Raw genomic sequence first — 24482 nt, 5'->3', positions numbered from 1 at the left:
CCGGCGCCGGGCCGCGGCGGTTTCAGCGCTGCCCGCGGCCGAGGCGGGACGGGCGGTCCTCTGCGGCGCGTTCCGGCGGCCCCTCGACCAGGGCGGCGTCGGGCAGCAGGCCGGCGCTCTCCAGGTACTGGCGGCCGCGCGGGGTGAGGTCCCAGGCGTTGTGGCGCCACTCCTTGCGCCGCCACACCACGCCCGCCGACAGCAGGCGGCGGCCCACCCGGCTGATCTCGGTCTCGTCGGTGCCGAGCTCGGCGGCCAGCTGCTTGTTGGAGATGCCCCGGCGGCGGGCGACGGCGACCAGGAAGCGCGCCGCGTGCCCGTCGGGGTGCAGGTTCAGCTGGAGACCGGACGGCAGGCGGCGCAGCGCCCACTGCACGCAGTCGATGAGGCCGAGGATGCGGCCGCGGCGCTCCCGCTGGTCGCCGTCCAGGTCGGGGACGTCGAGGTAGCCGCGGTGCAGCCACTGCAGGCCGTCCTGCACCTCGACGAGGGTCGCCTCGTCGGCGCTGAGCGACGCGTCGGTGATGATCATGCCGAGGGCGCTGAACTGGCCCTCGCTGATGACCTTGGCCTGCCCCATCGCGTCGAGCAGGTGCCTGGCCTGGCTGCGGCGGTCCCGTCCCGCCGCGGATCCGCCGCCCGGAAAGTCCGCCATCGCATCCCCCAAGGTCGTCGTCGTGGTCGTCGGTGCGACTCACTCCAGGGTGCGCCCATGCCAAGTGAATGTCAAGTGACGATTTCGGTGACTTCGTCCACCCCCGCGTCATGACGAATGCGCAGGTCGGACGCGTTTTGCAAAGAAGGGCCGACCACGGCGGCGAACATCGCGGCCACTTTCTGTATCAGATGCCACTGAAGGGCCGTGCACACTGGAGTTAGCATCGGGCAGACACCCGTAATCCCTCTTGTCAACCCCCCGGGGGCGCATATGACGGATCAGCCGGCGGCGCCTGTCCAGCCGGCCCACCCCGCCGATCCTGCCGACCTTTTCGTCACGCTGTACGACGCGCTTCCCGACGGGCTGTTCGACGGGTGGACGGTGACCGGCTGGTCCAGCGATCCCGACGTCCTCCGCCAGGCCACCGGGCTCTCCGAGACCGTGCTGGAACGGGGCGAGCTGCCGCCCGAGACCACCGAGGAGATCATCGCCCGCCACGGCCACCGCGGCCGGTTCACCCTGCTGCTGGGGCTCGACATCGCCCTGGCGCACGCCAACCCGTACGGCCCGTACCACGGCAGCCCGGCGATGACCGCGGTGCTCGTCCGGTACCTGACCGAGGGGCGGTTCAACAGCGAGGCGACCGACGGGGCGCTGCTGCCGCGCTGCGCCTACCCGGGCAGGCCGCGCGGGCGCCGCGCCAAGGACGAGTTCTTCGGCGTGCACCGCGTCCCGCCCGAGTACTGGGACGGCGTGGAGCACGAGGTGCTCCCGGCCGTCCACGACGCCCACTTCCCCAAGGACCGCCCGGTGACGGTCGGGTGCGTCCCGCTGCTGGAGACGTTCGACGACATCGACATCTCCTTCGAGAAGCGGTTCGGCGTGACGGTCTACCGGCTGCGCCCGGTCGACTCCCCGGGGCTGCGCACCCGCATCAAGACCGTCCTGCGGCGGCTGGACGAGGCGGGCGCGCAGATCGCGGTGCTGCCGGAGGCGTCCCTCGACGACACGCTGCTGGAGCACTGGAAGGAGGCCGCGTTCGACACCGCCGGACGCGACCGCGACGCGCATCCGCTGCGCTACCTGCTGCTCGGCAGCGGCCCGCTGGGCTCGACCGAGCCGCCGCCCAACCGCGCCGTCCTGCTGGACCGGTGGACGGGGCGCGAGCTGCTCGTGCAGGACAAGCTGTCGGGCTTCACCCTGGACGCGCGGCAGATGCGCGAGTGGCGGCTGCCGCACGCGCCCGCCGAAGGCGTCGCCGACGAGTACATCACCCCCGGCTCCGCGGTCCGGGTGCTGGACTGCTCGCTGGGCAGGCTCGCCGTGATGATCTGCGAGGACCTCAGCCGCTCCATCACCTGGGACCGCGAGCTGCGCTCCTGCGGCGTGTCGCACCTGTTCGTGCCGATCTTCTCCAAGCCGATCCTGCCGTTCCGGTGGGAGCAGCAGGGCGCCGAACGCCAGATCACGCTGCTCGGCAGCTGGGTGGCGGTCTCCAACAGCCTGGCGGTCGGCGCCGCCATCCCCGAGAGCGAGATCCCCCGGCCGCGGTACACCTGCCTGGTGGCGGGGCCGCGCGATCTGGCGCGCGCCTCCTACGGCATGGAGATCCAGTTCGGGAGCGCCGAGACGGGCGACGAGCTGGGCCTGGTGGAGACCGGCGACGAGACGGGCGAGGGCGTGCTGCCGCGGGTCCTGCCGGGGGCGGTCTACAACATGTGGCACGACCACTGGCCGCGCCGCAAACGCTGAGTCCGGGGCGCCGCGCCCCGGCGCCCCGTTGGAGGGTTCACTCGACGGTGAAGTCGGCGGGGCTGACCGCCGTCCCGCCCGGCGTGGTGACGACGAGCCGTCCGCTGGTCGCGCCGGGCGGGACGACGACGCGCAGCCCGGTGTCGGTCACGTCCGTGGCCGGGGCGTCGGCCGCGCCGAACCGCACCGACGACGCCGCCGCCAGTCCGACGCCGCGGATCGTCACCAGGCGGCCGGCCGCGCCCGAGGCCGGCTCCACCGCGTCGATCTGCGGGCGCAGCGCCTGGTCGCGCCCCTGCTGCGGGGGCGACAGCAGCGTGGCGAACACGGCGCGCAGCTTCTCGGCCGTCTCGCGGGAGAACAGGCCGACCAGCGCGGCCACGGCGGTGATGCCGTAGGGGTTGAGGTCGGCGGCGGTGCCCGCCGGGGCGGTCAGGCCGCCGCGCAGCACCAGGTAGACCATGAGCCCGAACGCGGCGCCGATGAACGGCAGGCACAGGTACATCAGCAGCCAGCTGCGGCGCAGCGACCGGTTGCCGACGTACCAGTACAGCGAGCGCAGCGCGTGCACGGTGGCGCCGATCGCCCCGGCGGCCGCCACGATGACGAACAGGCTCGTCTCCCGGGAGATGCGCGGGTCCCAGCCGAACAGGTGGACGCGCACGGTCTCGGCGGGCGGCCGGGTGCCGCCGTCGGGCGCCGCCTCGGGCGCGGGCGGCCAGGACTGGACGAGCACCACGCCCAGCGCCGCCATCAGCAGCAGCAGGAAAAGGGCCGTGACCAGGATGTCGCGAAGACGTGCGTGCCCGGTCCCGACCGGCGACTGCCCACTCACCCCCGGCGCCCCCTTTTCCACGGACATATCGACTCAGTGCGGCCTGACTCAGTGTGGCGGCGCGTTCGCGCGGGCGCACGGCATTTCAACGGGACGATCATGTCGCCTCCCGGCGGAATGGCGGCGCGGCCGAAGCGCGCGCTTCGTCCGAACCGTCCACCGAACCACAATGAAGACCACCGAAGCCGACGATCCATTACAAATTGGTAGAGGGTCAACACAGGGTTCTTCCAGGGCGTGACCCGCATACCTACGCTCGCGCGCGTGCTCCGAACCCCCGCAGCCCGCGCGGCCGCGGCGGCGGTGCCGTGGGCGCTGCTCGCCGGCGGCCTCGTCGCGGTCGGCGCGACGAGCGCCCAGGCGGCCCCGGGCGACGCCGACGTGGTCGGGCTGATGGAGGTCGAGAACAACGGCGACACCGCCGTCAAGGCCCTGGTGGACCGGCTCAACGCCGCCGTCGGCGCGGGCGCCTGCACCTGGGTGCGCCATCCCGATCCGGGCACCGACGCCATCCACGTCGCGCTGATCTACCGTCCCGCCGAGGTCCGGCCGGTGGGCGGGCCCGTCTCCGTCCGGGACGAGGTGTTCGAGCGGCCCCCGCCGGCGCAGACGTTCCGGCGCGTGCGCGGCGGCGAGCCGTTCACCGTGATCGTCAACCATTCCAAGTCGAAGAGCTGCGGTGCGGCGACCGGGCCCGACGCCGACCGGGGCGACGGGCAGGGCTGCTGGAACGCCCGGCGCGTCCGGCAGGCCGAGGCGGTCGCCGCGCCGGCCCGGACCGTCCCGCACCCGCTGGTGACCGGCGACCTGAACTCCTACGGCGCGGAGGACCCGGTCAAGACGCCGCGGGCCGCCGGGCTGGCGAGCCAGACCGAGCGCTTCGTCCCGGCGCCGCGCCGCTACGGCCACGTCTACGACGGCCAGGCCGGCGAGCTCGACCACGCGCCGGCGGGCCGGTCACTGGCCCGGCGGGTCACCGGCGCCGCGATCTGGCACATCAACTCCGACGAGGCGACCGTCCTCGACTACGACACCGAGGACAACCCGCCGTCGCTGTACCGGCCGGACGCGTTCCGGTCGTCCGACCACGACCCCGTCCTGATCGGGCTGCGGATGCACTGACCGGTGTCCGCCTCGGCCGGGTCCCGCCGCCGCGGCGGGGCCCTGGCCGAGCGCTTGCTCGGAGCGTATGATCCCGGTCACATCCGCCTATGTGATCGGACGGTCGTCATGGCTACTGCCGCCTCCCCGCGGCTCGGGTTCGGGATCGGACCGGACGGGACGTACACGCGCGGCGGGCAGGTCCTCGCGTTCGTGCTGGGCGTGTGGACGATGCTGGCGTTCCTGCCGCTGCTGTTCGCCGGGGCCGTCCTCTACACGCGGGCCGAGGAGCGGTTCGCCGAGGACCCCGAGCGCGCACGGCGCCTGGTGACGTGGTCGTGGCTGTGCGTGTCGGTGCTGCCGCTGGCGCCGGCCGCGATCGGCACCGGCGTCTACCTGGCGTTCGCCTGAGCGGACGCGGCGGGAAGAGGACGGGTCCCTCGCCGGTTGGCACCGAACATGAGTGTGCCTCCGTTCTCCGTCCTCGACCTCGCCCCCGTCGCCAGCGGCTCCACGTCCGCGCAGGCGCTGCGCAACACCCTCGACCTGGCCCGGCACGCCGAGGCGCTCGGCTACCACCGGTACTGGCTGGCCGAGCACCACAACATGCCCGGCATCGCCAGCTCGGCGACGGCGGTGCTGATCGGGCAGGTGGCGGCGGCGACGGAGCGGATGCGGATCGGCTCGGGCGGGGTGATGCTGCCCAACCACGCGCCGATGGTGGTCGCGGAGCAGTTCGGGACGCTGGAGGCACTGTACCCGGGGCGCATCGACCTCGGCCTCGGCCGGGCGCCGGGCACCGACCAGGCCACGGCCCGGGCGCTGCGCCGCTCCCCCGACGCCCTGTCGGTGGACGACTTCCCCGAGCAGGTCGCCGAGCTGCGCGGCTACTTCCACCCCGACAGCGCCGTCACCCCGGCGGCGGGCAACGAGCCGCCCGTGTGGCTGCTGGGCTCCAGCGGGTACAGCGCCCGGCTGGCGGGGCTGCTGGGGCTGCCGTTCGCGTTCGCCCACCACTTCAGCGCCGAGAACACGCTGCCCGCGCTGCACCTGTACCGCGAGTCGTTCCGCCCGTCGCCGGCGCTGGAGCGGCCGTACGCGATGATCGCGGTGTCGGTGACCGCCGCGGACAGCGACGAGCGCGCCCGCGAGCTGGCCGCTCCGCAGGCGCTGTCGTTCCTGCGGCTGCGGCAGGGGCGTCCCGGGCCGCTGCCCACCCCGGAGGAGGCGGCGGCGCACCCGTACACGCCGCTGGAGCGGGAGATCATCCGGGCGCGGATGGACTCCCAGGTCGTCGGCGGCCCGGACACGGTGCGGCGGCAGATGGACGCGCTGATCGAGCAGACGGCGGCCGACGAGGTCATGGTCACCACGATGGTGTACGACCACGCCGACCGCGTGCGCTCCTACGAGCTGCTGGCCGGGCTGTACGGGCTGCGGCCGGAGGCGGTGGCGCCGACGGGTCAGCCGGCGGGTCAGCCGTCGGCCTGACCGGCGCGGACGGCGCGGATAGCGTGAGGTTATGAACGTGACCCCATTCTGGCTGGCCGGTCGGCCCGCGACCGGTGACGAGGAGCTGACCGTTGCCCACCCCTACGACGGGCGTGTGGTGGGCGCCGCCGCCGTCCCGACGCCGGCGCAGGTCGAGGAGGCGGTGGCCGCGGCCGACGCGGTGCGGGCGGCGGCCGCGGCGCTGCCGATACACGTGCGGGCCGAGGCCCTGGCGCACGTGTCGCGGCGGCTGGCCGAGCGCGCCGACGAGATCGCCCGGCTGATCACCGCGGAGAACGGCAAGCCGCTGATGTGGGCGCGGACCGAGGTGGCGCGGGCGGTGTCGACGTTCCGGTTCGCCGCCGAGGAGACCCGCCGGTGGAGCGGCACCGTCCAGCGGCTGGACACCGACCCGGCCGCGGCCGGCCGGATGGCCTACATCTCGCGGGTGCCGCGCGGGCCCGTGCTGGGCATCGCGCCGTTCAACTTCCCGCTCAACCTGACCGCCCACAAGGTCGCGCCGGCGATCGCGGTGGGCGCGCCGATCGTGGTCAAGCCCGCCCCGGCCACCCCGCTGTCGGCGCTGCTGCTCGGGGAGCTGCTGGCCGAGACCGACCTGCCCGCCGGGATGTTCTCCGTGCTGCCGGTGCCCAACGACCGCGCCGGCGGCCTGGTGGACGACCCGCGGCTGCCGGTGGTGTCGTTCACCGGGTCGGTGCCGGTCGGCTGGGCGATCCGCGACCGGGTGCCGCGCAAGCACGTCACGCTGGAGCTCGGCGGCAACGGCGCCGCGGTGGTGCTGCCGGACGCCGACCTGGACTGGGCCGCGTCCCGCATCGCCCTGTTCTCCAACTACCAGGCGGGGCAGAGCTGCATCGCCGTCCAGCGCGTGTACGTCGACCGGTCGGTGCAGGAGGAGTTCCTGCCCAGGCTGGTGGCCGCGGTCGAGGGCCTGGTGACCGGCGACCCGTGGGACGAGGCGACCCAGGTCGGGCCGCTGGTCAGCGAGGACGCCGCGCGGCGCGTGGCGGCCTGGGTGGACGAGGCGGTCGCCGCGGGCGCCCGCGTGCTGGCCGGCGGCACCCGGGAGGGCGCCGCCTACGCCCCCACCGTGCTGGCCGACGTGCCCGCGGACGCCAGGGTGGCCCGCGACGAGGTGTTCGGGCCGGTGCTGCTGGTGCAGGCCGTGGACGGGGTCGACGAGGCGTTCAAGCTGGTCAACGACTCGGCGTTCGGGCTGCAGGCGGGCGTGTTCACCCGCAGCCTGGACGTCGCCTTCCGCGCGCACCGCGAGCTGGAGGTCGGCGGCGTGGTGATCGGCGACGTGCCGTCCTACCGGGCCGACCAGATGCCGTACGGGGGCGTCAAGGACTCCGGGGTGGGCCGGGAGGGCCTGCGGTCGGCCATGGCCGACTACACCGAGGAGAAGGTCATGGTGCTGACCGGCCTGACGCTGTGACCCGCTCAGCGGACGAGGCGGCCGGCGGGGCGCTCCCGCCGGCCGCTTTTTAGCGGGATTTTAGATTTCACGCACCGAAAGCGAAATACGCCCAATCCGCCAGTGATCGTATTGTTTCGCCCCATATGTCCGGGGTAGTGCGGGCACAAGCCGTCGTTCAGGCGAGGGGCAGGACGCATGAGGTTTCGGACGGGACTGGTCGCGGGCGCCGCGGTGTATCTCGGCGCCCGCGCCGCGGCGGCGGCGGTCCGCAGGGTCGAGCCGGGACGGCGGCTGACGCGGGCGCTGACCACGCGGCTGGACGCCCAGGTGGACCGGGCCGTGCGCAGGCTGACGGCGAAGGCCGAGCACGGCGGCCCGGTGCTGAAGGGGGCGCTGGCGGGGGTGCGGGCGCTGGCCGAGGGGAAGTCGCCGGCGCGCGCCGCGTTGAGCGCGGTGTGGACCGTGGCGAAGGAGACGCTCAAGGGGATCTTCGGCGGCGGCAGGAAGATCAAGGTCACCAACATCGTCGAGCAGATCGACATCGGCGCACCCCGCCGCATGGTCTACGACCAATGGACCCAGTTCGAGGACTTCCCCTCCTTCATGAAGAAGGTCATCAGCGTCAACCAGGAGAGCGACGAGAAGCTCACCTGGACCGCACAGATCTTCTGGTCCACCCGAAGCTGGGAATCCACCATCACCCAGCAGACACCCGACGAACACATCGCCTGGCAATCCAAAGGCGCCAAAGGCCACGTCGACGGCAGCGTCACCTTCCACGAACTCGCACCCGACATGACCCGCGTCCTCGTCGACCTCGAATACCACCCCAAAGGCTTCTTCGAGAAAACCGCCAACCTCTGGCGCGCCCAAGGACGCCGCACCCGCCTCGAACTCAAACACTTCCGCCGCCACCTCACCAACCACGTCCTCACCCACCCCGAAGAACTCCACGGATGGCGCGGCCAAATCCGCGACGGCCAGGTCGTCGGCGAGCACGAGGGCGGCGCCCAGGCGGTCCCGCAGGCATCGACGAGTCAGGCGGAGGTCTACGCATCATGAAACTGCCCAAGAGGACGAGCCGGCTGCTGCTGGGACGGCTCGCAAAACGGCTTCCGGTCGGCGGCAAGCAGTCGCCGGTCGACCGGGTCACCGACATCCTGACCGCGGGCGGGAGCAAGATACCGATCCCCGTCAACCGCACCACGGGCGCCGCCGGAGGGGCGCTGCTCGGGGTCGCGGCCTCGGTCGCGGCCGCGCGGCTGATCGGCCGCATGCAGCGCGAGAAGGAGGGCGGCGCGGCGGGCGCGGCCGGTTCCGCGGCGAAGTCGGCGGTGTCCACGGCCAAGTCCGCGGTGTCCTCCGCCACGCAGGAGGCACCGGCCGAGACCGGGCAGGCCGCCGGCGGCGAGCAGGCGGCCGGGAGCGAGCAGGGGGCCGGCGGCGAGCGGAAGGAGCGCAAGGGCCTGCTGGACAAGGTCACGGGACGCGGCGGCCGCGGCGGCGGCAAGAAGATCAAGGTCACCAACATCGTCGAGCAGATCGACATCGGCGCACCCCGCCGCATGGTCTACGACCAATGGACCCAGTTCGAGGACTTCCCCTCCTTCATGAAGAAGGTCATCAGCGTCAACCAGGAGAGCGACGAGAAGCTCACCTGGACCGCACAGATCTTCTGGTCCACCCGAAGCTGGGAATCCACCATCACCCAGCAGACACCCGACGAACACATCGCCTGGCAATCCAAAGGCGCCAAAGGCCACGTCGACGGCAGCGTCACCTTCCACGAACTCGCACCCGACATGACCCGCGTCCTCGTCGACCTCGAATACCACCCCAAAGGCTTCTTCGAGAAAACCGCCAACCTCTGGCGCGCCCAAGGACGCCGCACCCGCCTCGAACTCAAACACTTCCGCCGCCACCTCACCAACCACGTCCTCACCCACCCCGAAGAACTCCACGGATGGCGCGGCCAAATCCGCGACAGCGAGGTCGTGGTGAGCCACGAGGAGGCGGTCGGCGAGAAGGGCGGCGAGAAGAAGGAGGCGGCCCGGGAGGAGCCGCGCCGGGAGCGTGCCGAGGAGCGCGCCGAGCGGCGCGAGCACGAGAAGGTCTGAGCCCCGCGGCGCGGTCGGCGGCGGTCAGCCCGTCCGGCCGAGCCGCCGGTGGCGGGCCGCGCGGGCGGCGTGGTCGGCGGCGGGCAGGTTCGCCAGCTCGTGTTCGAGGACGGCGGCCAGCCGCGTGCAGAACGCCCCGGGTTCGTCGGCGGCGTCGGGGCGTTCGGCGATGACCGCGTCGACGACGCCGTCGCGCAGCAGGTCGGCCGAGCGCACGCCCTGCGCCGCGGCCATCTCGGCGGCCCGGGCGGTGGTGCGGTGCACGATCGCCGAGGCGCCCTCGGGCGGCAGCGGCGACAGCCAGGCGTGCCGCGCGCACAGCACCCGGTCGGCGGGCGTCAGCGCCAGCGCCGCTCCCCCGCTGCCCTCGCCGAGCAGCAGGCACAGCGTGGGCGCGGCGAGCGTGATCAATTCGGCCAGGCAGCGGGCGATCTCACCGGCCAGGCCGCGCTCCTCCGCCTCGGCCGACAGCACCGCTCCGGGCGTGTCCACCACGGTCAGCAGCGGCAGGCCCAGCTCGGCGGCCAGGCGCATGCCGCGCCGGGCGACGCGCAGCCCGGCGGGCCCGAGCGGATGGCCGGAGCGCTGGCTGAGCCGGTCCTGGCCCACGACCACGCAGGGCGCCGCGCCGAAGCGGGCGAGCGCGAGCAGCAGCCCGGGGTCGGCCTCGCCCTCGCCCGTCCCGGACAGCGGCGTCACGTCGGACGCGCCGTGCCGCAGCAGGTCGCGGACGCCGGGCCGGTCCGGACGCCGGGACCGGGTGATCGACTCCCAGGCGGGCAGGTCCGGCGGTTCCTCGAAGTACGCCGCCGGGGACTCCGGGGCGGGCGGGGGCGTGCGCGGCTCGGGGGCGCCGCACAGCACGTTCAGCGCGCGGGAGGTGGTGTCGGCCAGTTCGTCGATGCCGACGACGGCGTCCACCAGGCCCTTGGCGGCCAGGTTCTCGGCGACCTGCACGCCGTCGGGGAACGGCTCGCCGCGCAGCGCCCGGTGGACGCGCGGCCCGAGGAAGCCGATCAGAGCGCCCGGCTCGGCGGCGGTGACGTGCCCGAGCGAGCCCCAGGACGCCAGCACCCCGCCGGTGGTGGGGTGGCGCAGGTAGACCAGGTAGGGCAGGCCGGCCGCGCGGTGCGCCATGACGGCGGCGGCGATCCGGGCCATCTGCACGAACGCGACCGTGCCCTCCTGCATGCGGGTGCCGCCGGACGACGGCGCGGCCAGCAGCGGCAGCCGTTCGCGGGTCGCGCGTTCCACGGCGGCGACGATCCGGTCGGCGGTGGCCACCCCGATCGACCCGGCGAGGAAGGCGAACTCCGACACCACGAACGCCACGCGCCGGCCGCGCAGCCGCCCCTCACCGGTGATGACGGCCTCGTCGCAGCCGCTGCGCTCGCGGGCCGCCGCCAGCTCCCGCGCGTAGGGCGAGCCGGGTTCGGCCACGGGGTCCGGCGGCCGGTCCCAGGAGACCCAGCTGCCGGGGTCGAGGACGCGGGCGACCAGCGCCGCGGCCCGCACGCCGCGCCGCGCGCCGCCCGGCGACCGCTCCGCCGGTGCCGCGCCGGGGGAACGGGACGGTCGTGATCGCGGCCCGCCGTTCATGCCCCGAGCGTAGCGGGGCGGTTTCAGCGCTCGTGGGGACGGGCCAGGGGAAGGTGGAGCTGGAGGCGGGCGCCCAGGTCGCTGTCGACCACATTGAGGCTGCCGCCGTGCACGATCGCGATGTCGCGGGAGATCGGCAGGCCGAGGCCGGTGCCGCCGTGCTCGCGCCGCCGGGTCCCGCCGAGCCGCTGGAAGCGCAGGAACACCCGCTCGCGGTCCTCGGGGGCGATGCCGGGGCCGTCGTCGAGGACCTCCAGTTCGGCGATGCGCGGCTCGATGGCGCGCACCCGCACCCACACCCGGGAGCGGGCGTAGTGCTCGGCGTTGTCCAGCAGGTTGACCAGCAGCCGGCGCAGGTGGTCGGGGCTGCCCAGCACCACCACGCCCGGTTCGGCCGACAGCTCGATGGGCACCTCGCCGCGCCGCCGCGTCAGCTCCTCGCGGGCCAGCTCCCCCAGGTCCACCAGGCGGCGCTCCATCTGCACGCCCGCCTCCAGGCGCGCCATGAGCAGCAGGTCGGCGACGATGCGCTGCAGCCGGTCGGCGTCGTCGAGGGCGGCGCGCGCCACGACCGGCCACTGCTCGTCCTCGGGGTTGTCCAGCGCGTCCTCCAGCTGCGCCCGCAGGCCGGTCAGCGGGCTGCGCAGCTCGTGCGAGACGTCCGCGGTGAACGCGCGCTGCCGCTCCACCGTCCGCTGCAGCCGCATCAGCGCCAGGTTGATCTCCTCGCCCAGTTCGGCGATCTCGTCGTGGCCGCCCGGCACCGTCACCCGCCCGTACGGCTCGCCCCCGCTGATGTCGGCGAGTTCGGCGCTCATCGTCCGCATCGGCGACAGCGCCCGCCGCACCGCGGTCCACACCAGCCAGGCCATGACCGCCATGGACAGCGGGACGCCCACGCCCAGGGACACCGCGAGCAGCCGCCGGACGGCCGCGTAGCTGTACTCGGGCGTCCCGGCGTAGACGGTGCGCCATCCGGCCTGGGCCCGCACCCGCGTGGCGGACACGAAGATCTTGTAGGGGATGCCGCGGACGGTCAGGTGCTCGCTCACGGTCTCCCCGGGGCGGGAGGGGTGGAGTCGGGAGATCGGCGGGTAGCCGACCAGCGATGCGCTGGAGGCCAGCACCCGGTCCTGGTCGTCCACCGACTGCAGCAGGTTGAACCCGTCGATCTGCGTGCGCAGCACGTCCTCGCCGCGGGGGTCGTGCAAGCGGACGAACGCGGACAGCTCGTAGAGGGCGTCGCGCCCGCGCCGGCTCAGCTGGTCCTCCAGCGTCCAGTGCAGCATCAGGTAGAAGCCGAGCAGGGCGAGTGACAGCAGGCAGCCCACGATGACGGTCGCCGCGACCGTCACTCGCGTGCGCAGCGACCACTCCGACAGCGGCGGGCAGCGCAGTCGGCGACGTGGCATGCGCGGCGCCCTCCCGTCCCCGACCGCCTACGACTGGTTGCGTCGACGGGTTCCCGAGGGCCGGGGGCCGCCGAAACGGGAAAACCGAACGATCAGCAGGTCCGGTTATAACCGAGGGACAGCGGGGCGAAACCTGCCCGCCCGGCTTCCGCCGCGCGGCTTTGAGATGGGCCGTGACCTGCGGGGACGCGGCCGGTGACCGGGACGGGCCGTGCCAACACCGCCCCGGTCACCGGACAGTCCCCGCCGCTGGAGCGCCCCGGACGGCAGGGACGACCTGCTCGGCCCACTCCGCCAGCACGGCGTCGGGGGCGATGAGCCGTTCCTCCGGCAGCGCCAGCCCCGGTGTCGGGACCGTCGCGCCCAGCTCCACGAGCAGGGGTCGCAGGTGGACCTCCACGGCCAGCGCGTGCTGCGGCGCGCCCACCACCAGCAGCGGCAGCGCCACCTTGCCGGCCAGCGCCCGGTACGGCAGCAGGTCGAAGAAGACCTTGAGCAGCCCGGTGTAGGTGCCCTTGTAGGTGGGGGAGGCGACCAGCAGCAGATCGGACGCGCGGACGCGGTCGAGCGCGTCGGTCACGGCCCGCGGTGCGGGATCCTCCAGCAGCGCGGGGCCGAAAGCCGACAGGTCGACGACGTCGGGGGCGTCGGTCAGCCCGGCCGCCTCGGCCACGGCGCGCGCGGCGGCGGCCGCCGCGGTCGCGGTGCGGGAGGCGGGGCGGGGGTTGCCGACGATGACCGTGAAGCTCACGTCCGCCATCCTGGCGCAGGATTCCCTACAAAGTCAATGGGTATTGCATGATTTGTCGGCGGACTTCCGCGATCCACCATCTGAGCTGGAAGAACACGGGCGAACAGATCGATGCCCGCGCGGACGATACCTCCCACCCCTGGGGTGCCGTCCGCGCGGACATCGCCTTCGGTGCCGCCAACCGGCGCCTCGCGCGCCGAGGAGGATCCGGCGAGGCCGGCCGGTTGCCGATCCGGGAACCACTGTGCCCGAAGTTCGTGCACTCGGTGCTACATCGAGGTGACGATCACGTTTCCACCCGCGTTTGCGCGGACGCCCCCCTCGATCGGGTATCCGGCACCATACTTGGACGCAATCGGGGAAGTCCGGAATGCAGGTCTCGAAAGGGGTCACGAGGTACGGCATGGACGCGCACGCAACCGGCACCCCGCACGCGACCGGCACCCCGGCCGACGACGTAGGCCCCCTCACACCCGACGACCCCCGGGAGGTGGGCGGCTACCCGCTGCTCGGACGGATCGGATCGGGCGGCATGGGCACCGTCTACCTGGGCCGCGATCCGGACTCCGGTCGGCGGGTGGCGGTCAAGACCATCCATCCCCGGCTGTCCGCGCAGCCGTCCTACCGGCGCCGGTTCCGCGACGAGGCCGTCCTGGCCGGACGGGTCGCCTCGTTCTGCACCGCGCGGGTGCTGGCGCACGGCGAGGAGGACGGCCGCCCGTACATCGTCAGCGAGTACGTCGGCGGCATGTCGCTGCAGCACCGGGTCGCCTCGGGCGGGCCGCTGCCGCCCGGCGACCTGCACGGCGTGGCCGTGGGCGTGGCGTCGGCGCTGGCCGCCATCCACTCGGCGGGCCTGGTGCACCGCGACCTCAAGCCCGCCAACGTGATGCTCACCCTGTCCGGCTGCCGGGTCATCGACTTCGGCATCGCCCGCGCGCAGGACTCCCCGTCCACGATCACCACCGGCGGCACCGTGCTCGGCACGCCCGGCTGGATGGCGCCCGAGGTGCTGTCCGGCGGCGCCGCCACACCGGCCGCCGACGTGTTCGCCTGGGGCTGCCTGGTCCTGTACGCCGGGACGGGCCGGCCGCCGTTCGGCGAGGGCCAGCCCACCGAGGTCGCCCTGCGTGTGATGCGCGAGGAGCCCGACCTGTCGCGGCTGCCGGCGGCCCTGGAGCCGGTGGTGCGCACCGCCCTGGCCAAGGACCCGTCCCTGCGGCCGTCGGCCGCCGACCTGATGCTCACGCTCGTCAGCCGACCCGGCACGCCCGTCTCCCCCGCCGCGGGCGGGTCCGGGTCGGGCGGGGCGGCGCCCTCGCTGCTGCCGCCGCCGCGGTCCGCGGCGGACGGGGCGGTGCCGCGGCCGCGCCCGGCCCAGGACGACGAGGGCCCCGACACCCAGGCGTTCGGCCTGATCCGGCACGTCGGCGCGCGGTCGACCGCCCGCGTCCGCATCCTCGCCGGGGCGGGGGCCGCCGCCGCGACCGTGCTGATCGGCGGGCTGTTGACGGGCCTGGGCGGCCAGGGCCACGACGTCACCCCCATGAACGCGCCCGGCACGTCGGTGACCGTCAGGCCCGCGCCCGCCGACCCGCCCGCGACCGGGCAGCAGGCCGGGCGGCAGGCCGCGCGGACGCCCACGCAGCGCCCGCACAAGGCGCTCAAGAGCGCCCGGCCCGCCAAGCCCGACAAGCCCGACAAGACCGCCGGGCGCGACGGGCGCGACGGGCGCACGCGTGTCGCGGACAAGGACGCCGCGGACGGGAAGGCCAAGCGCAAAGACCCCAAGGCCGGGGACAGGGGCACAGGCCGGGGTGAGACCGAAGACGGACGTCGCACCCCCTGACCGGGGGACGCTCGAAGCGAGGGAGGCGTGGCTCGGGGGCGCCTGACCTTGCGATCGGGTCTTGCGATCGGGTCCTGCGGATTCAGTTGCGCCAGATGACGACGAGCGCGCAGTCGTCGTCGCGCGCGGCGGCCATCGTCTGCACCAGCTCTCGGGCGCCCTTGCGGAAGCCCTGCGGGACCAGGCGCTCGGCCTCGCCCAGCAGCCGGTCGATGCCCGCGTCGAGATCGCGGCCCGGCGACTCGACCAGGCCGTCGGTGTAGAGCAGCAGCGCGTCACCGGGGCGCAGCGTGCCCTGCTCGGGCTCGCAGCGCAGGTCCGGGACGACGCCCAGCACCACCCCTTTGGCGGCGCTCACCTGCCAGGTGCCGGTGCCGGAGTCGAACTGCACGGCCGGGGGATGCCCGGCCGACTCCACGGTGTACTCGCCGGTGGACAGGTCGAGGACCAGGTGGACGGCCGTGACGAACCCCTCGTCCCAGCGCTGGCGGTGCAGGTAGCCGTTGCACGCGGGCAGGAACCGGTCCGGCTGGATCGATCCAAGCAGTCCCCCGAACGCGCCGGACAGCATCAGCGCCCGGGTGCCCGCGTCGGTGCCCTTGCCCGACACGTCCACCAGCGCCACCTCGAGGACGTCGCCGGTGCGCACGGACACCACGAAGTCGCCGCCGAACGACGAGCCGCCGGCCTGCAGCATCACGACCTGCGCCTCCCAGCCGGCCGGCAGCTCGGGCAGCTCGCCCTGCCGGCGCAGCCGGTCGCGCAGCTCCAGCAGCATCGAGTCGCCGCGCAGGCCCTGCACGCCGAGCTGCTGGCGGGTGCGGGCCAGGGTGAGCGCCAGCACCGCCGTGATCAGCAGGGTGGCGATCGTGCCGGGTCCGACCTCCGCCGGGTCGTCCACGGCGTTGTAGGCGGTCATGGCCACGACCACCGCGAGCAGCGCGACCAGGGTGCGCACCTTGAGCAGCAGCCCGCCGGCGACCACCGTCAGCACCAGGGCGGCGGGCGGCGCCCAGGCCCGCGACTCGGTGGCGGCGAGGCCGAGCCCGATCGCCAGCACGGCCAGGGCCGTGAACACGTAGCGTTCACGGACGGCCTTGCCCCGCCGCAGCCACCCGTAGATCCGCACGAGCAGCGGAATCCGCCGCAGGAAGGCGCGGACTCCCGGCGGAAGCAGCTGGACCAGACGTTGAAGCATCTCCGGCACTGTATCTGGCATCGGGCGGTGCCGACGGACATCCGCGCCATGGACGACCTGTTACAACGGTCCAGATCGCCGGTCGGCGGACCCGCATGTCCCCGGTCACGCTAAGTGATCATCAGACCCCGGGTCTTGCCGGGCGCCCCGCCGCATGGTGTCCAATGGTGTCCACCTTGCGTGTGGGGGGACGCCCCACGCGCGGCGGCGCGGCGGAGCACGGCTTCACCGCCGGCTCCGCCGCGTTCGCGCGACTCCGGGAGGTGGACGTGGCCCAGCCCAGCATGCGGATCACGGTCGACGCGGCGATGCGGGCACGCGACGTGTCCCGGCCCGTGCCGGACGACGGGGGCCCGGCCGACCCGCCGAACCGGGCGGCGTCCGCCGGCGGCGCGGCCGAGGCCCCGGACGCCGCCAAGCGGTCGCGGGCGTCCAAGAACGAACGCCGCCGCCTCGGCAAACGCGGCGGCGTCGCGCGCAAGCCCCGCTGAGCGGCCCGACCGCCCCGGCGGCGGCCGGGGCCCGGGTCAGCTCTCCACGGAAATCGGCGGCAGCTGGCCGGTGCGCTCGTAGTCGCTCAGCATCCGGATCCGCCGGGTGTGCCGCTCGTCCTGCGAGTACGGCGTCTCCAGGAACAGGCGCACGAACCGGGTGGCGGTCTCCAGGTCGTGCTGGCGTGCGCCGATGCTGATCACGTTGGCGTCGTTGTGCTCGCGGGCGAGGCGGGCGGTGTCGTCGTTCCAGACCAGGGCGGCCCGCACGCCCTTGACCTTGTTGGCGGCCATCTGCTCGCCGTTGCCGGAGCCGCCGATGACGATGCCCAGCGTCCCCGGCTCGGCCGCGGTGCGCTCGGCGGCCCTCAGCACGAACGGCGGGTAGTCGTCGACGGCGTCGTAGACGAACGCCCCGCAGTCGACGGGCTCGTGACCGTTGGCCGAAAGCCAGGCGACCAGGTGCTCCTTCAGCTCGAAGCCGGCGTGGTCGCATCCAAGAAACACGCGCATGGGTGCGATTCTCGCAGGCCGCCGCCGTGCCGCCGACTCCGCCCCCGAGCAAGGCGGGCCGCCGTCGAGGAGACGGCGGCGGGCTAGCGCGCGGCCGCCAGGGTGAAGCCCGGGTCGACCTGGGCCTCCAGGTCCTCGCCCACGGCGCGGTTGGCCCAGCTGCGGGCGTTCTTGACGTGGAATTCGACGGCCTGGCGCTGGTACTTGTCCCAGTCCTTCTCCTGGGCGTCGACGGCGGCGAGCATGCGGGCGAGGGCGCGCTCGTTGGCGACCTCCAGCGGCACGTCGTGGCGGCCCTGCTCCAGCGCGCGCACGGCGGCGGACTGGCCGAGCCAGGTGAGCAGGTCGTCGCCGACGTGCTCGCGCAGGAAGGCGACGTCGTCGTCGCCCTGCACCTTGTTGCCGACGACCGCGATGGCGACGTCGTAGTCGCGGGCGTACTCGGTGTACTGGCGGTAGACGCTCACGCCCTTGCGGGTGGGCTCGGCGACCAGGAACATCAGGTCGAAGCGGGTGAACAGCCCGGAGGCGAAGCTGTCGGCGCCCGCGGTCATGTCGACGACCACGTACTCGCCGTGCCCGTCGACCAGGTGGTTCAGGTACAGCTCGACCGCCCCGGTCTTGGCGTGGTAGCACGCCACGCCGAGGTCGTCCTCGGTGAACGCCCCGGTGGCCAGCAGCGTGACGCCGTCGACGTCCTCGCCCAGCGCGTGGACCGGGTCGTCGCCGCGCAGCCGCAGCAGCCGCGAGCCCGCGCCGGGCGGGGTCGTCTTGACCATCGCCGCGGTCGAGGAGATCCGCGGGTTGTCGCCGCGCAGGTACTCCTTGATCTGCGGCAGGTGGTCGCCCAGCGCCGGGATCTTGGCCGCCCGGCCCTCGTCCAGGCCCAGCGCCATGCCCAGGTGCTGGTTGATGTCGGCGTCGACGGCCACCACGGGCAGCCCGCGGTCGGCCAGGAACCGTACGAACAGCGAGGACAGGGTGGTCTTGCCGCTGCCGCCCTTGCCGACGAACGCTACCTTCACGTTCACCCCCGAATCGGATATGAAAACCGTTGCCACTTTCAGGTGGCACCGAGTCTACGACGCGTCGCGCTGCGTGCAAGCGGAAACCGCCGAAAGAGACGACGAGGCCGCCGGCGCGCGCCGGCGGCCTCGTCAGGGGCCCGGGGGGGGGCGTCAGCGGGCGATGGCGGCGGGATCGAACCCGAACGGCAGCTCCAGGCGGTGGGCGGCCAGCAGGTCCGCGTCCGACAGCAGGTCGGGGGTGGGGCCGTCGGCGGCGATGACCCCGCCGGACAGGATCAGTGAACGCGGGCACAGCTCGGCCGCGTACGGGAGGTCGTGGGTGACCATCAGCACCGTGACGTCCAGCGACAGCAGGATCTCCGCCAGCTCGCGGCGGCCGGCCGGGTCCAGGTTGGACGACGGCTCGTCCAGCACCAGGATCTCCGGCTCCATCGCCAGGACGGTGGCCACCGCGACCCGGCGGCGCTGCCCGAACGACAGGTGCTGCGGCGGCCGGTCGGCGGCCTCCAGCATGCCGACGCGGTCCAGCGCGTCCCGGACGCGGCGGTCCAGCTCCTCGCCGCGCAGGCCGAGGTTGGCGGGGCCGAACGCGACGTCCTCGCGGACGGTCGGCATGAACAGCTGGTCGTCGGGGTCCTGGAAGACGATGCCGACCCGGCGGCGGATCTCCCGCAGCGTCCGCTTGTCGCCGGGGTCCACCTGCAGGCCCGCGACGCGCACCGACCCCAGGCCGCCGTGCAGGATCCCGTTGAGGTGCAGCACGAGCGTGGTCTTGCCCGCTCCGTTGGGGCCCAGCAGGGCCACGCGTTCGCCGCGCCGGATGGTGACGTCCACGCCGTAGAGGGCCTGCGTGCCGTCGGGGTAGGCGTACGCCAGGCCGCGCACCTCCAGCGAGGGGGGCGCGTCGTCCCGCGGGGCGGGGCCCGTCGCCGCCGTCCGCTCGTCCGAGGTGGTCATGGAAGGCTCCGAGGTCATGGGACGATCCAGGCTACGCCGGCGATCAGGGCGGCGGCGGCCGGCAGCGCCGCGGCGGCCGTCCACTGGGCGGCGGTGGCGCCGGCGGCGTGCGACGCCGGCATGCGGCCGTCGTAGCCGCGGCTGACCATGGCCAGGTGGACGCGTTCCCCGCGCTCGTACGACCGCAGGAACAGCGCCCCCAGCGACCGCGCCAGCACGCCCGCGTCCCGCAGGTCGCGCGCCTGGAACCCGCGGGCGGCCCGCGCGATCCGCATCCGGCGCAGCTCCCCCGCGACCACGTCGGCGTACCGCAGCATGAACGCGGCGATCTGGACGAGCGGCTGCGGCATGCGCAGCCGCTCGACCCCGAGCAGCAGCAGGCGCGGCTCGGTGGTGGCGGCCAGCAGGACGGACGCGACCACCCCGAGGGTGCCCTTGGCGAGGATGTTCCAGGCGCCCCACAGCCCCGCCTCGCTCACCGACAGCCCGAGCCAGGTGATCCGCTCCCCGCTCGCCACGAACGGCATGAGCAGGGCGAACACCACGAACGGCAGCTCGATCAGGGTCCGCCGCAGCACCACCCGGTACGGGACCCGCGCCACCGCCGCGACCGCCGCCAGCAGCAGGGCGTACCCGGCGAACGCCCAGATCCGCTCGCGCGGCGTGGCCACCACGGCCGCCACGAAGACCAGCACCGCCACGAGCTTGCACTGCGGCGGCAGCCGGTGCACGGGCGAGGCCCCGGGCAGGTAGAGGCGGTGCGCGTGGCCGGAGCCCATCTAGGCGTCCGCGCCCGCGCGGGCCCCGCGGCGCCGCACCGCCCAGAACAGCCCGCCGGACACCAGCAGCACGGCGCCCACGCCGATCACCCCGGCCAGCCCGCCCGACAGCCGGGCGTTGTCCACGCCCTTGACGCCGTAGTCGCCGAGCGGGGAGTCCTTGAGCGCGTGCTCCTTCTCCTTCGCGTCGAAGCCCTTGTCGGCGGCGACCTTCTCCAGGCCGTCGGGCCGGCTGCTGGCGTAGTGGCTGACGCCTCCGGCGAGTACGAGCGACACCAGCAGGGCGACGATGAAGAACCGCTTGGTCGTCATGCTCCCCCCGTCTCTCAGGCTCCGGCTCCGGACGTGGCGCGCGTGCGCAGTTCGGGCGTGCGCAGCAGCCCGCGCGCCCCGTGCACCAGGTCCGGCCGGACCGCCAGCACGCTGGACACGGTCAGCGCGGTGATCAGCGCCTCGCCGACGCCGATGAGCACGTGCACGCCGACCATGGCGGCCGCGACCGTGCCGAGCGGCACCTCGGTGGTGCCGCCGACCGCGTAGATCAGGGTGAACGCGGCGGCCGAGGCGGGCACCGACAGCAGCGCGGCCCCGAACGCGGCGCCGGTCACCGCCGTGCGGCCGGCGGGCAGCACCCGCATCAGCAGCCGGAACGCGCCGTATCCGACGGCGACCGTGACCAGCCCCATGATCGTGATGTTGACGCCGAGCGCGCTGAGCCCGCCGTCGGCGAACAGCAGCGCCTGCATCCCGAGCACCACGGCCATGCACAGCACCGCGGTGTAGGGGCCGACCAGTATCGCCGCCAGCGCCCCGCCGAGCAGATGCCCGCTGGTGCCCGCGGCGACCGGGAAGTTGAGCATCTGCGCGGCGAACACGAAGGCGGCCGTCAGCCCGGCCAGCGGCGCGGTGCGGTCGTCCAGCTCGCGCCGGGCGCCGCGCAGCGCCACCGCCACCCCGCCGGCGGCCACCGCCCCCGCCGCGACGGACACCGGGGCGTTGATGAACCCGTCCGGTACGTGCATGTCACCACCTGCCTGTACGAATCAGCAGGAACAGTGTGATGCACGCTTCTGGTAGCTGCAAGACTGTTGCAACTAGTGTGGACCGTAGGTGACGGACGGGTGACCGGCCGCAGCCCGCGGTCAGTCGAAGATCGGGTCCCGGGTCCGGGAGCGCTTCAGCTCGAAGAAGCCGTCGACGGAGGCGGCGAGGGTCACCCCGTCCCACAGCCGGACGGCGTCCTCGCCGCGCGGGATCGGCGTGACGACCGGGCCGAAGAAGGCCGAGCCCTCGACCTCGATCACCGGGGTGCCGACCTCCTGGCCGACGCGGTCGATGCCGTCCTTGTGGGAGGCGCGCAGGGCCTCGTCGTAGTCGGTGGACTCGGCGGCGGCCGCCAGGGCGGGGTCCAGCCCGGCCGCGGTCAGCGCCTCCTCCAGCATCTCCCGGTCGAACTTGCGCCGCTCGTGGTGGCGGCGCGTGCCCAGCTCGGTGTAGAGGCGCCCGAGCGCCTCGCCGCCGTACTTCTGCTCGGCGGCGATGCACACGCGCACCGGGCCCCAGGCGTCCTTCAGCAGCTTGCGGTAGTCCTCGGAGATGTCCTTGTCCTCGTTGAGCACGGCGAGGCTCATCACGTGCCAGCGCGGCTCGATCGGGCGGTACTTGGCCACCTCCAGCACCCAGCGCGAGGTGATCCACGCCCACGGGCACAGCGGGTCGAACCAGAAGTCGACCGGGGTACGGGCGCTCTCCGACGCGGTCTGCGACAACGCGGGCCTCCTTTTGCCTGCCGGGTTGTAGGTCCATCCGGGCCAACCCCGGGACCCGCGCGCCCATTCCCCGGCGAACCCGGGGAAACCGATGACCGTGCTGCGGGGACCCGGGACCCGGCCGGTTGGTAGACATGGACTGACCACTCACAAAGACGTCCAAGGAGTGCACGTGGCAGGCAACCTCACGCGCGATGAGGCGCGGGAACGGGCCCGGCTGCTCAGCGTCGACTCGTACACGGTCGAGCTGGACCTCACCGGGGATGAGCAGCGGTTCGGGTCCACCACCGTCATATCGTTCGGGTGCACCGAGCCGGGCGCCTCGACCTTCGTGGACCTGCACGGCGCCGTCGTGCGGGAGGCGACGCTCAACGGACGCTCCCTCGACCCCGCGACCTACGACGCCGACAAGGGCCGGCTGCCGCTGCCGTCGCTGGCCGAGCGCAACGAGCTGCGCGTGGTGGCCGACTGCGCCTACTCGCGTTCGGGTGAGGGGCTGCACCGGTTCGTCGACCCGGTCGACCGGAACGTGTACCTGTACACGCAGTTCGAGACGGCCGACGCGCACCGCATGTACACCTGCTTCGACCAGCCGGACCTGAAGGCGACCTTCGAGCTGACGGTGATCGCCCCGGAGGGCTGGCAGGTCGTCACCAACGAGGCCCCCGACGCGCAGGAGGGCGGGCGCTGGCACTTCCCGCCGACGCCGCGCGTGTCCACCTACATCACCGCGCTGGTGGCGGGGCCGTACCACGTGGTGCGCGACGAGTACCGGCGCGAGGACGGCAGCGTGATCCCGCTGGGGGTGTTCTGCCGGGCCTCGCTGGCCGAGCACCTGGACGCGGACGCGATCATCGACGTCACCCGGCAGGGCTTCGCCTTCTTCGAAAAGGTGTTCGACCGGCGGTACCCGTTCGGCAAGTACGACCAGCTGTTCGTGCCGGAGTTCAACGCCGGCGCCATGGAGAACGCGGGCTGCGTGACCTTCCTGGAGGACTACGTCTTCCGGTCGCGGGTGACCGACGCGGCCTACGAGCGGCGCGCCGAGACCATCCTGCACGAGATGGCCCACATGTGGTTCGGCGACCTGGTCACCATGCGCTGGTGGGACGACCTGTGGCTGAACGAGTCGTTCGCCACGTACATGAGCGTCCTGTGCCAGGCCGAGGCCACCAAGTGGACGGGGTCCTGGACGACGTTCGCCAACCTGATGAAGGCGTGGGCGTACCGGCAGGACCAGCTCCCGTCCACCCACCCGATCTCCGCCGACATCCCCGACATCCGCGCGGTGGAGGTCAACTTCGACGGGATCACCTACGCCAAGGGCGCCAGCGTCCTCAAGCAGCTCGTGGCGTACGTGGGGCGCGACAACTTCCTGGAGGGCGTGCGCCGCTACTTCCAGCGGCACGCGTGGGGCAACACCGTCCTGGGCGACCTGCTGGACGCCCTGGAGGAGACCTCGGGCCGCGACCTGAAGTCGTGGTCGAAGGAGTGGCTGGAGACGGCCGGGGTCAACACGCTGCGCCCGGTGTACGAGGTGGACGCCGACGGCAACTTCACCTCGTTCGGCGTCCTGCAGGAGGCCAAGGCCGAGTACCCGACCCTGCGGTCGCACCGCGTGGCGATCGGCCTGTACGACCGCACGCCGGACGGGATCGTCCGGCGCCGGCGGGTGGAGCTGGACGTGGTCGGCGACCGCACCGACGTGCCGGAGCTGGTCGGCGAGCGGCGGCCCGACCTGGTGCTGGTCAACGACGACGACCTCACCTACGCCAAGATCCGGCTGGACGAGCACTCGCAGCGCACGCTGATCGACGGCATCGGCGACATCCGGGACGGCCTGCCGCGGGCGCTGTGCTGGTCGGCGGCCTGGGACATGACCCGGGACGCCGAGATGGCCACCCGCGACTACATCCGGCTGGTCCTGTCGGGGGTCCGCGGCGTGACCGACATCTCGGTGGCCCAGACGCTGCTGCGGCAGGCGCGCACGGCGCTGCAGCAGTACGCCGACCCGGCGTGGCGGCCCGAGGGGCGGCGGCTGATGGCCGACGCCCTGTTCGAGCTGGCCCGCGAGGCCGAGCCGGGTTCGGACTTCCAGCTCGCCTACGTCCAGGCGTTCGCCGGCGTCGCCGAGACCGACGAGCACCTGGCGTTCGTCGCCGGGCTGCTGGACGGCTCGCGGTCGCTGGAGGGCCTGACGGTCGACACCGACCTGCGCTGGTCGCTGCTGCGCCGCCTGGTGGTCACCGGCCGGGCGGGCGAGGCCGAGATCGACGCCGAGCTGAAGCGGGACCCGACCGCGGCGGGCGAGCGCAACGCCGCCGGCTGCTGGGCCGCGCTGCCGTCCGCCGAGGCCAAGGCCGCCGCCTGGGAGCGGATCGTCTCCGGGAAGCTGCCGAACGCGGTGTACCGGGCCACGCTGGGCGGTTTCGTCGAGCCGGACCAGGCCGAGCTGCTGCGCCCGTACGTGGACCGGTTCTTCGCCGAGGTCGGCCGGGTCTGGCAGGAGTGGAGCAGCGACATGGCGCAGACGTTCGCCGAGGTCGCCTACCCGTTCCTGATCATCGAGCAGGCGACGATCGACCGGACCGAGTCCTACATCGCCGAGCACAGGCCGCCCGCGGCGCTGGTGCGGCTGCTGTCGGAGGGCCGCGACGGCGTGGCCCGGGCCCTGCGCGCCCGGGCCAGGGACGCCGCCGCGTCCTGATCCCCAGCGCGGGCGCGGGCGTGGCCGCCGGGGT

Annotated in this window: 23 protein-coding genes; 10 read left to right on the top strand and 13 right to left on the bottom strand. The window is 73.7% G+C overall.

Translation table 11 applies throughout. The features are described 5' to 3' along the window. Window positions 1-22: 22 nt before the first annotated feature. Complete coding sequence (locus ABD879_RS14925) at window positions 23-655, bottom strand: hypothetical protein (protein ID WP_345021779.1); 633 nt, start codon at window positions 653-655, stop codon at window positions 23-25. A gap of 273 nt (window positions 656-928) precedes the next feature. Between ABD879_RS14925 and ABD879_RS14920 the strand changes: the two genes are divergently transcribed. Continuing rightward, complete coding sequence (locus ABD879_RS14920) at window positions 929-2410, top strand: hypothetical protein (RefSeq protein WP_345021777.1); 1482 nt, start codon at window positions 929-931, stop codon at window positions 2408-2410. A 37-nt stretch (window positions 2411-2447) separates the two neighbouring features. Here ABD879_RS14920 and ABD879_RS14915 read toward each other — a convergent pair whose 3' ends face one another. Then, the gene (locus ABD879_RS14915) at window positions 2448-3245 is read right to left on the bottom strand and encodes an IPT/TIG domain-containing protein (RefSeq protein ID WP_345021775.1); all 798 of its coding nucleotides are present in this window, start codon (window positions 3243-3245) and stop codon (window positions 2448-2450) included. Between the two features lie 264 nt (window positions 3246-3509). Here ABD879_RS14915 and ABD879_RS14910 point away from each other — a divergent pair, with 264 nt between their 5' ends. The 6 genes from ABD879_RS14910 to ABD879_RS14885 all read left to right on the top strand — a co-directional run bounded on the left by ABD879_RS14910 (window position 3510) and on the right by ABD879_RS14885 (window position 9395). Further along, window positions 3510-4367: an endonuclease/exonuclease/phosphatase family protein gene (locus ABD879_RS14910; RefSeq protein WP_345021773.1), complete on the top strand. Its 858-nt coding sequence runs from the start codon at window positions 3510-3512 to the stop codon at window positions 4365-4367. Between the two features lie 108 nt (window positions 4368-4475). Continuing rightward, window positions 4476-4757 carry a hypothetical protein gene (locus tag ABD879_RS14905; protein ID WP_345021771.1) on the top strand — a complete coding sequence of 94 codons (282 nt, stop codon included), beginning with the start codon at window positions 4476-4478 and terminating at the stop codon, window positions 4755-4757. A gap of 48 nt (window positions 4758-4805) precedes the next feature. Continuing rightward, window positions 4806-5837, top strand: a complete 1032-nt coding sequence (locus tag ABD879_RS14900; protein WP_345021769.1) for an LLM class flavin-dependent oxidoreductase — start codon at window positions 4806-4808, stop codon at window positions 5835-5837. Between the two features lie 31 nt (window positions 5838-5868). Next, entirely contained in the window at window positions 5869-7296 is a 1428-nt protein-coding gene (locus ABD879_RS14895; protein WP_345021766.1) for an aldehyde dehydrogenase family protein, read from the top strand. Between the two features lie 177 nt (window positions 7297-7473). After that, complete coding sequence (locus ABD879_RS14890) at window positions 7474-8340, top strand: SRPBCC family protein (RefSeq protein ID WP_345021764.1); 867 nt, start codon at window positions 7474-7476, stop codon at window positions 8338-8340. After that, on the top strand, window positions 8337-9395 hold the full coding sequence (locus ABD879_RS14885) for an SRPBCC family protein (protein ID WP_345021762.1): 1059 nt from the start codon (window positions 8337-8339) through the stop codon (window positions 9393-9395). Before ABD879_RS14890 ends, ABD879_RS14885 begins: the two co-directional genes overlap by 4 nt. Before the next feature lie 24 nt (window positions 9396-9419). Here the strand turns inward: ABD879_RS14885 and ABD879_RS14880 are convergent, their stop codons facing one another. From ABD879_RS14880 to ABD879_RS14870, 3 genes are all read right to left on the bottom strand, one after another. Beyond that, a complete protein-coding gene (locus ABD879_RS14880; RefSeq protein WP_345021760.1) occupies window positions 9420-10994 on the bottom strand; it encodes a carboxyl transferase domain-containing protein in 1575 nt (524 codons plus the stop codon). Window positions 10995-11017: 23 nt separating this feature from the next. Beyond that, entirely contained in the window at window positions 11018-12406 is a 1389-nt protein-coding gene (locus ABD879_RS14875; RefSeq protein WP_345021758.1) for a sensor histidine kinase, read from the bottom strand. Window positions 12407-12635: 229 nt separating this feature from the next. After that, window positions 12636-13166: an NADPH-dependent FMN reductase gene (locus ABD879_RS14870; protein WP_345021755.1), complete on the bottom strand. Its 531-nt coding sequence runs from the start codon at window positions 13164-13166 to the stop codon at window positions 12636-12638. A gap of 394 nt (window positions 13167-13560) precedes the next feature. Here ABD879_RS14870 and ABD879_RS14865 point away from each other — a divergent pair, with 394 nt between their 5' ends. Next, window positions 13561-15006: a serine/threonine-protein kinase gene (locus tag ABD879_RS14865; protein ID WP_345021753.1), complete on the top strand. Its 1446-nt coding sequence runs from the start codon at window positions 13561-13563 to the stop codon at window positions 15004-15006. 82 nt (window positions 15007-15088) lie between these two features. On the opposite strand, the gene ABD879_RS14860 is transcribed toward ABD879_RS14865, so the two are convergent. Continuing rightward, window positions 15089-16204 (bottom strand): PP2C family protein-serine/threonine phosphatase, encoded by a 1116-nt coding sequence (locus ABD879_RS14860; protein ID WP_345021751.1) that lies wholly within the window; start codon window positions 16202-16204, stop codon window positions 15089-15091. A gap of 167 nt (window positions 16205-16371) precedes the next feature. Between ABD879_RS14860 and ABD879_RS14855 the strand changes: the two genes are divergently transcribed. Beyond that, a complete protein-coding gene (locus ABD879_RS14855; protein ID WP_345021749.1) occupies window positions 16372-16695 on the top strand; it encodes a hypothetical protein in 324 nt (107 codons plus the stop codon). Window positions 16696-16731: 36 nt separating this feature from the next. Here ABD879_RS14855 and ABD879_RS14850 read toward each other — a convergent pair whose 3' ends face one another. From ABD879_RS14850 to ABD879_RS14820, 7 genes are all read right to left on the bottom strand, one after another. Then, window positions 16732-17208, bottom strand: coding sequence for a ribose-5-phosphate isomerase (locus tag ABD879_RS14850; RefSeq protein WP_285495553.1), 477 nt, complete (start codon window positions 17206-17208; stop codon window positions 16732-16734). 83 nt (window positions 17209-17291) lie between these two features. Next, complete coding sequence (locus ABD879_RS14845; protein ID WP_345021795.1) at window positions 17292-18233, bottom strand: ATP-binding protein; 942 nt, start codon at window positions 18231-18233, stop codon at window positions 17292-17294. Between the two features lie 153 nt (window positions 18234-18386). Next, window positions 18387-19193 (bottom strand): energy-coupling factor ABC transporter ATP-binding protein, encoded by an 807-nt coding sequence (locus ABD879_RS14840; protein WP_345021793.1) that lies wholly within the window; start codon window positions 19191-19193, stop codon window positions 18387-18389. Window positions 19194-19207: 14 nt separating this feature from the next. Beyond that, on the bottom strand, window positions 19208-19972 hold the full coding sequence (gene cbiQ / locus ABD879_RS14835) for a cobalt ECF transporter T component CbiQ (protein WP_345021746.1): 765 nt from the start codon (window positions 19970-19972) through the stop codon (window positions 19208-19210). Continuing rightward, window positions 19973-20284, bottom strand: coding sequence for a PDGLE domain-containing protein (locus tag ABD879_RS14830; protein WP_345021743.1), 312 nt, complete (start codon window positions 20282-20284; stop codon window positions 19973-19975). Window positions 20285-20298: 14 nt separating this feature from the next. Then, on the bottom strand, window positions 20299-20994 hold the full coding sequence (locus tag ABD879_RS14825) for an energy-coupling factor ABC transporter permease (protein ID WP_345021741.1): 696 nt from the start codon (window positions 20992-20994) through the stop codon (window positions 20299-20301). Between the two features lie 120 nt (window positions 20995-21114). Beyond that, complete coding sequence (locus tag ABD879_RS14820; RefSeq protein WP_345021739.1) at window positions 21115-21741, bottom strand: mycothiol-dependent nitroreductase Rv2466c family protein; 627 nt, start codon at window positions 21739-21741, stop codon at window positions 21115-21117. Between the two features lie 172 nt (window positions 21742-21913). On the opposite strand from ABD879_RS14820, the gene pepN reads away from it, so the two are divergent. Continuing rightward, window positions 21914-24448 (top strand): aminopeptidase N, encoded by a 2535-nt coding sequence (gene pepN / locus ABD879_RS14815; RefSeq protein WP_345021738.1) that lies wholly within the window; start codon window positions 21914-21916, stop codon window positions 24446-24448. Window positions 24449-24482 lie beyond the last annotated feature (34 nt).

The organism is Actinomadura keratinilytica (assembly GCF_039539665.1).
GTDB lineage: Bacteria > Actinomycetota > Actinomycetes > Streptosporangiales > Streptosporangiaceae > Spirillospora > Spirillospora keratinilytica.
This window is presented reverse-complemented; position numbering and strand designations above follow the sequence as displayed.

Excerpts from the sequence above, each read along its gene's own strand:
- ABD879_RS14885 (WP_345021762.1), top strand. The coding sequence starts at position 8,337 with ATGAAACTGCCCAAGAGGACGAGCCGGCTGCTGCTGGGACGGCTCGCA.
- ABD879_RS14925 (WP_345021779.1), bottom strand. The coding sequence starts at position 655 with ATGGCGGACTTTCCGGGCGGCGGATCCGCGGCGGGACGGGACCGCCGC.
- ABD879_RS14865 (WP_345021753.1), top strand. The coding sequence starts at position 13,561 with ATGGACGCGCACGCAACCGGCACCCCGCACGCGACCGGCACCCCGGCC.
- ABD879_RS14880 (WP_345021760.1), bottom strand. The coding sequence starts at position 10,994 with ATGAACGGCGGGCCGCGATCACGACCGTCCCGTTCCCCCGGCGCGGCA.
- ABD879_RS14830 (WP_345021743.1), bottom strand. The coding sequence starts at position 20,284 with ATGACGACCAAGCGGTTCTTCATCGTCGCCCTGCTGGTGTCGCTCGTA.
- ABD879_RS14875 (WP_345021758.1), bottom strand. The coding sequence starts at position 12,406 with ATGCCACGTCGCCGACTGCGCTGCCCGCCGCTGTCGGAGTGGTCGCTG.
- ABD879_RS14825 (WP_345021741.1), bottom strand. The coding sequence starts at position 20,994 with ATGCACGTACCGGACGGGTTCATCAACGCCCCGGTGTCCGTCGCGGCG.
- cbiQ (WP_345021746.1), bottom strand. The coding sequence starts at position 19,972 with ATGGGCTCCGGCCACGCGCACCGCCTCTACCTGCCCGGGGCCTCGCCC.
- ABD879_RS14905 (WP_345021771.1), top strand. The coding sequence starts at position 4,476 with ATGGCTACTGCCGCCTCCCCGCGGCTCGGGTTCGGGATCGGACCGGAC.
- ABD879_RS14895 (WP_345021766.1), top strand. The coding sequence starts at position 5,869 with ATGAACGTGACCCCATTCTGGCTGGCCGGTCGGCCCGCGACCGGTGAC.
- ABD879_RS14860 (WP_345021751.1), bottom strand. The coding sequence starts at position 16,204 with ATGCTTCAACGTCTGGTCCAGCTGCTTCCGCCGGGAGTCCGCGCCTTC.
- ABD879_RS14890 (WP_345021764.1), top strand. The coding sequence starts at position 7,474 with ATGAGGTTTCGGACGGGACTGGTCGCGGGCGCCGCGGTGTATCTCGGC.
- ABD879_RS14840 (WP_345021793.1), bottom strand. The coding sequence starts at position 19,193 with ATGACCACCTCGGACGAGCGGACGGCGGCGACGGGCCCCGCCCCGCGG.
- ABD879_RS14870 (WP_345021755.1), bottom strand. The coding sequence starts at position 13,166 with ATGGCGGACGTGAGCTTCACGGTCATCGTCGGCAACCCCCGCCCCGCC.
- ABD879_RS14920 (WP_345021777.1), top strand. The coding sequence starts at position 929 with ATGACGGATCAGCCGGCGGCGCCTGTCCAGCCGGCCCACCCCGCCGAT.
- ABD879_RS14850 (WP_285495553.1), bottom strand. The coding sequence starts at position 17,208 with ATGCGCGTGTTTCTTGGATGCGACCACGCCGGCTTCGAGCTGAAGGAG.
- ABD879_RS14900 (WP_345021769.1), top strand. The coding sequence starts at position 4,806 with ATGAGTGTGCCTCCGTTCTCCGTCCTCGACCTCGCCCCCGTCGCCAGC.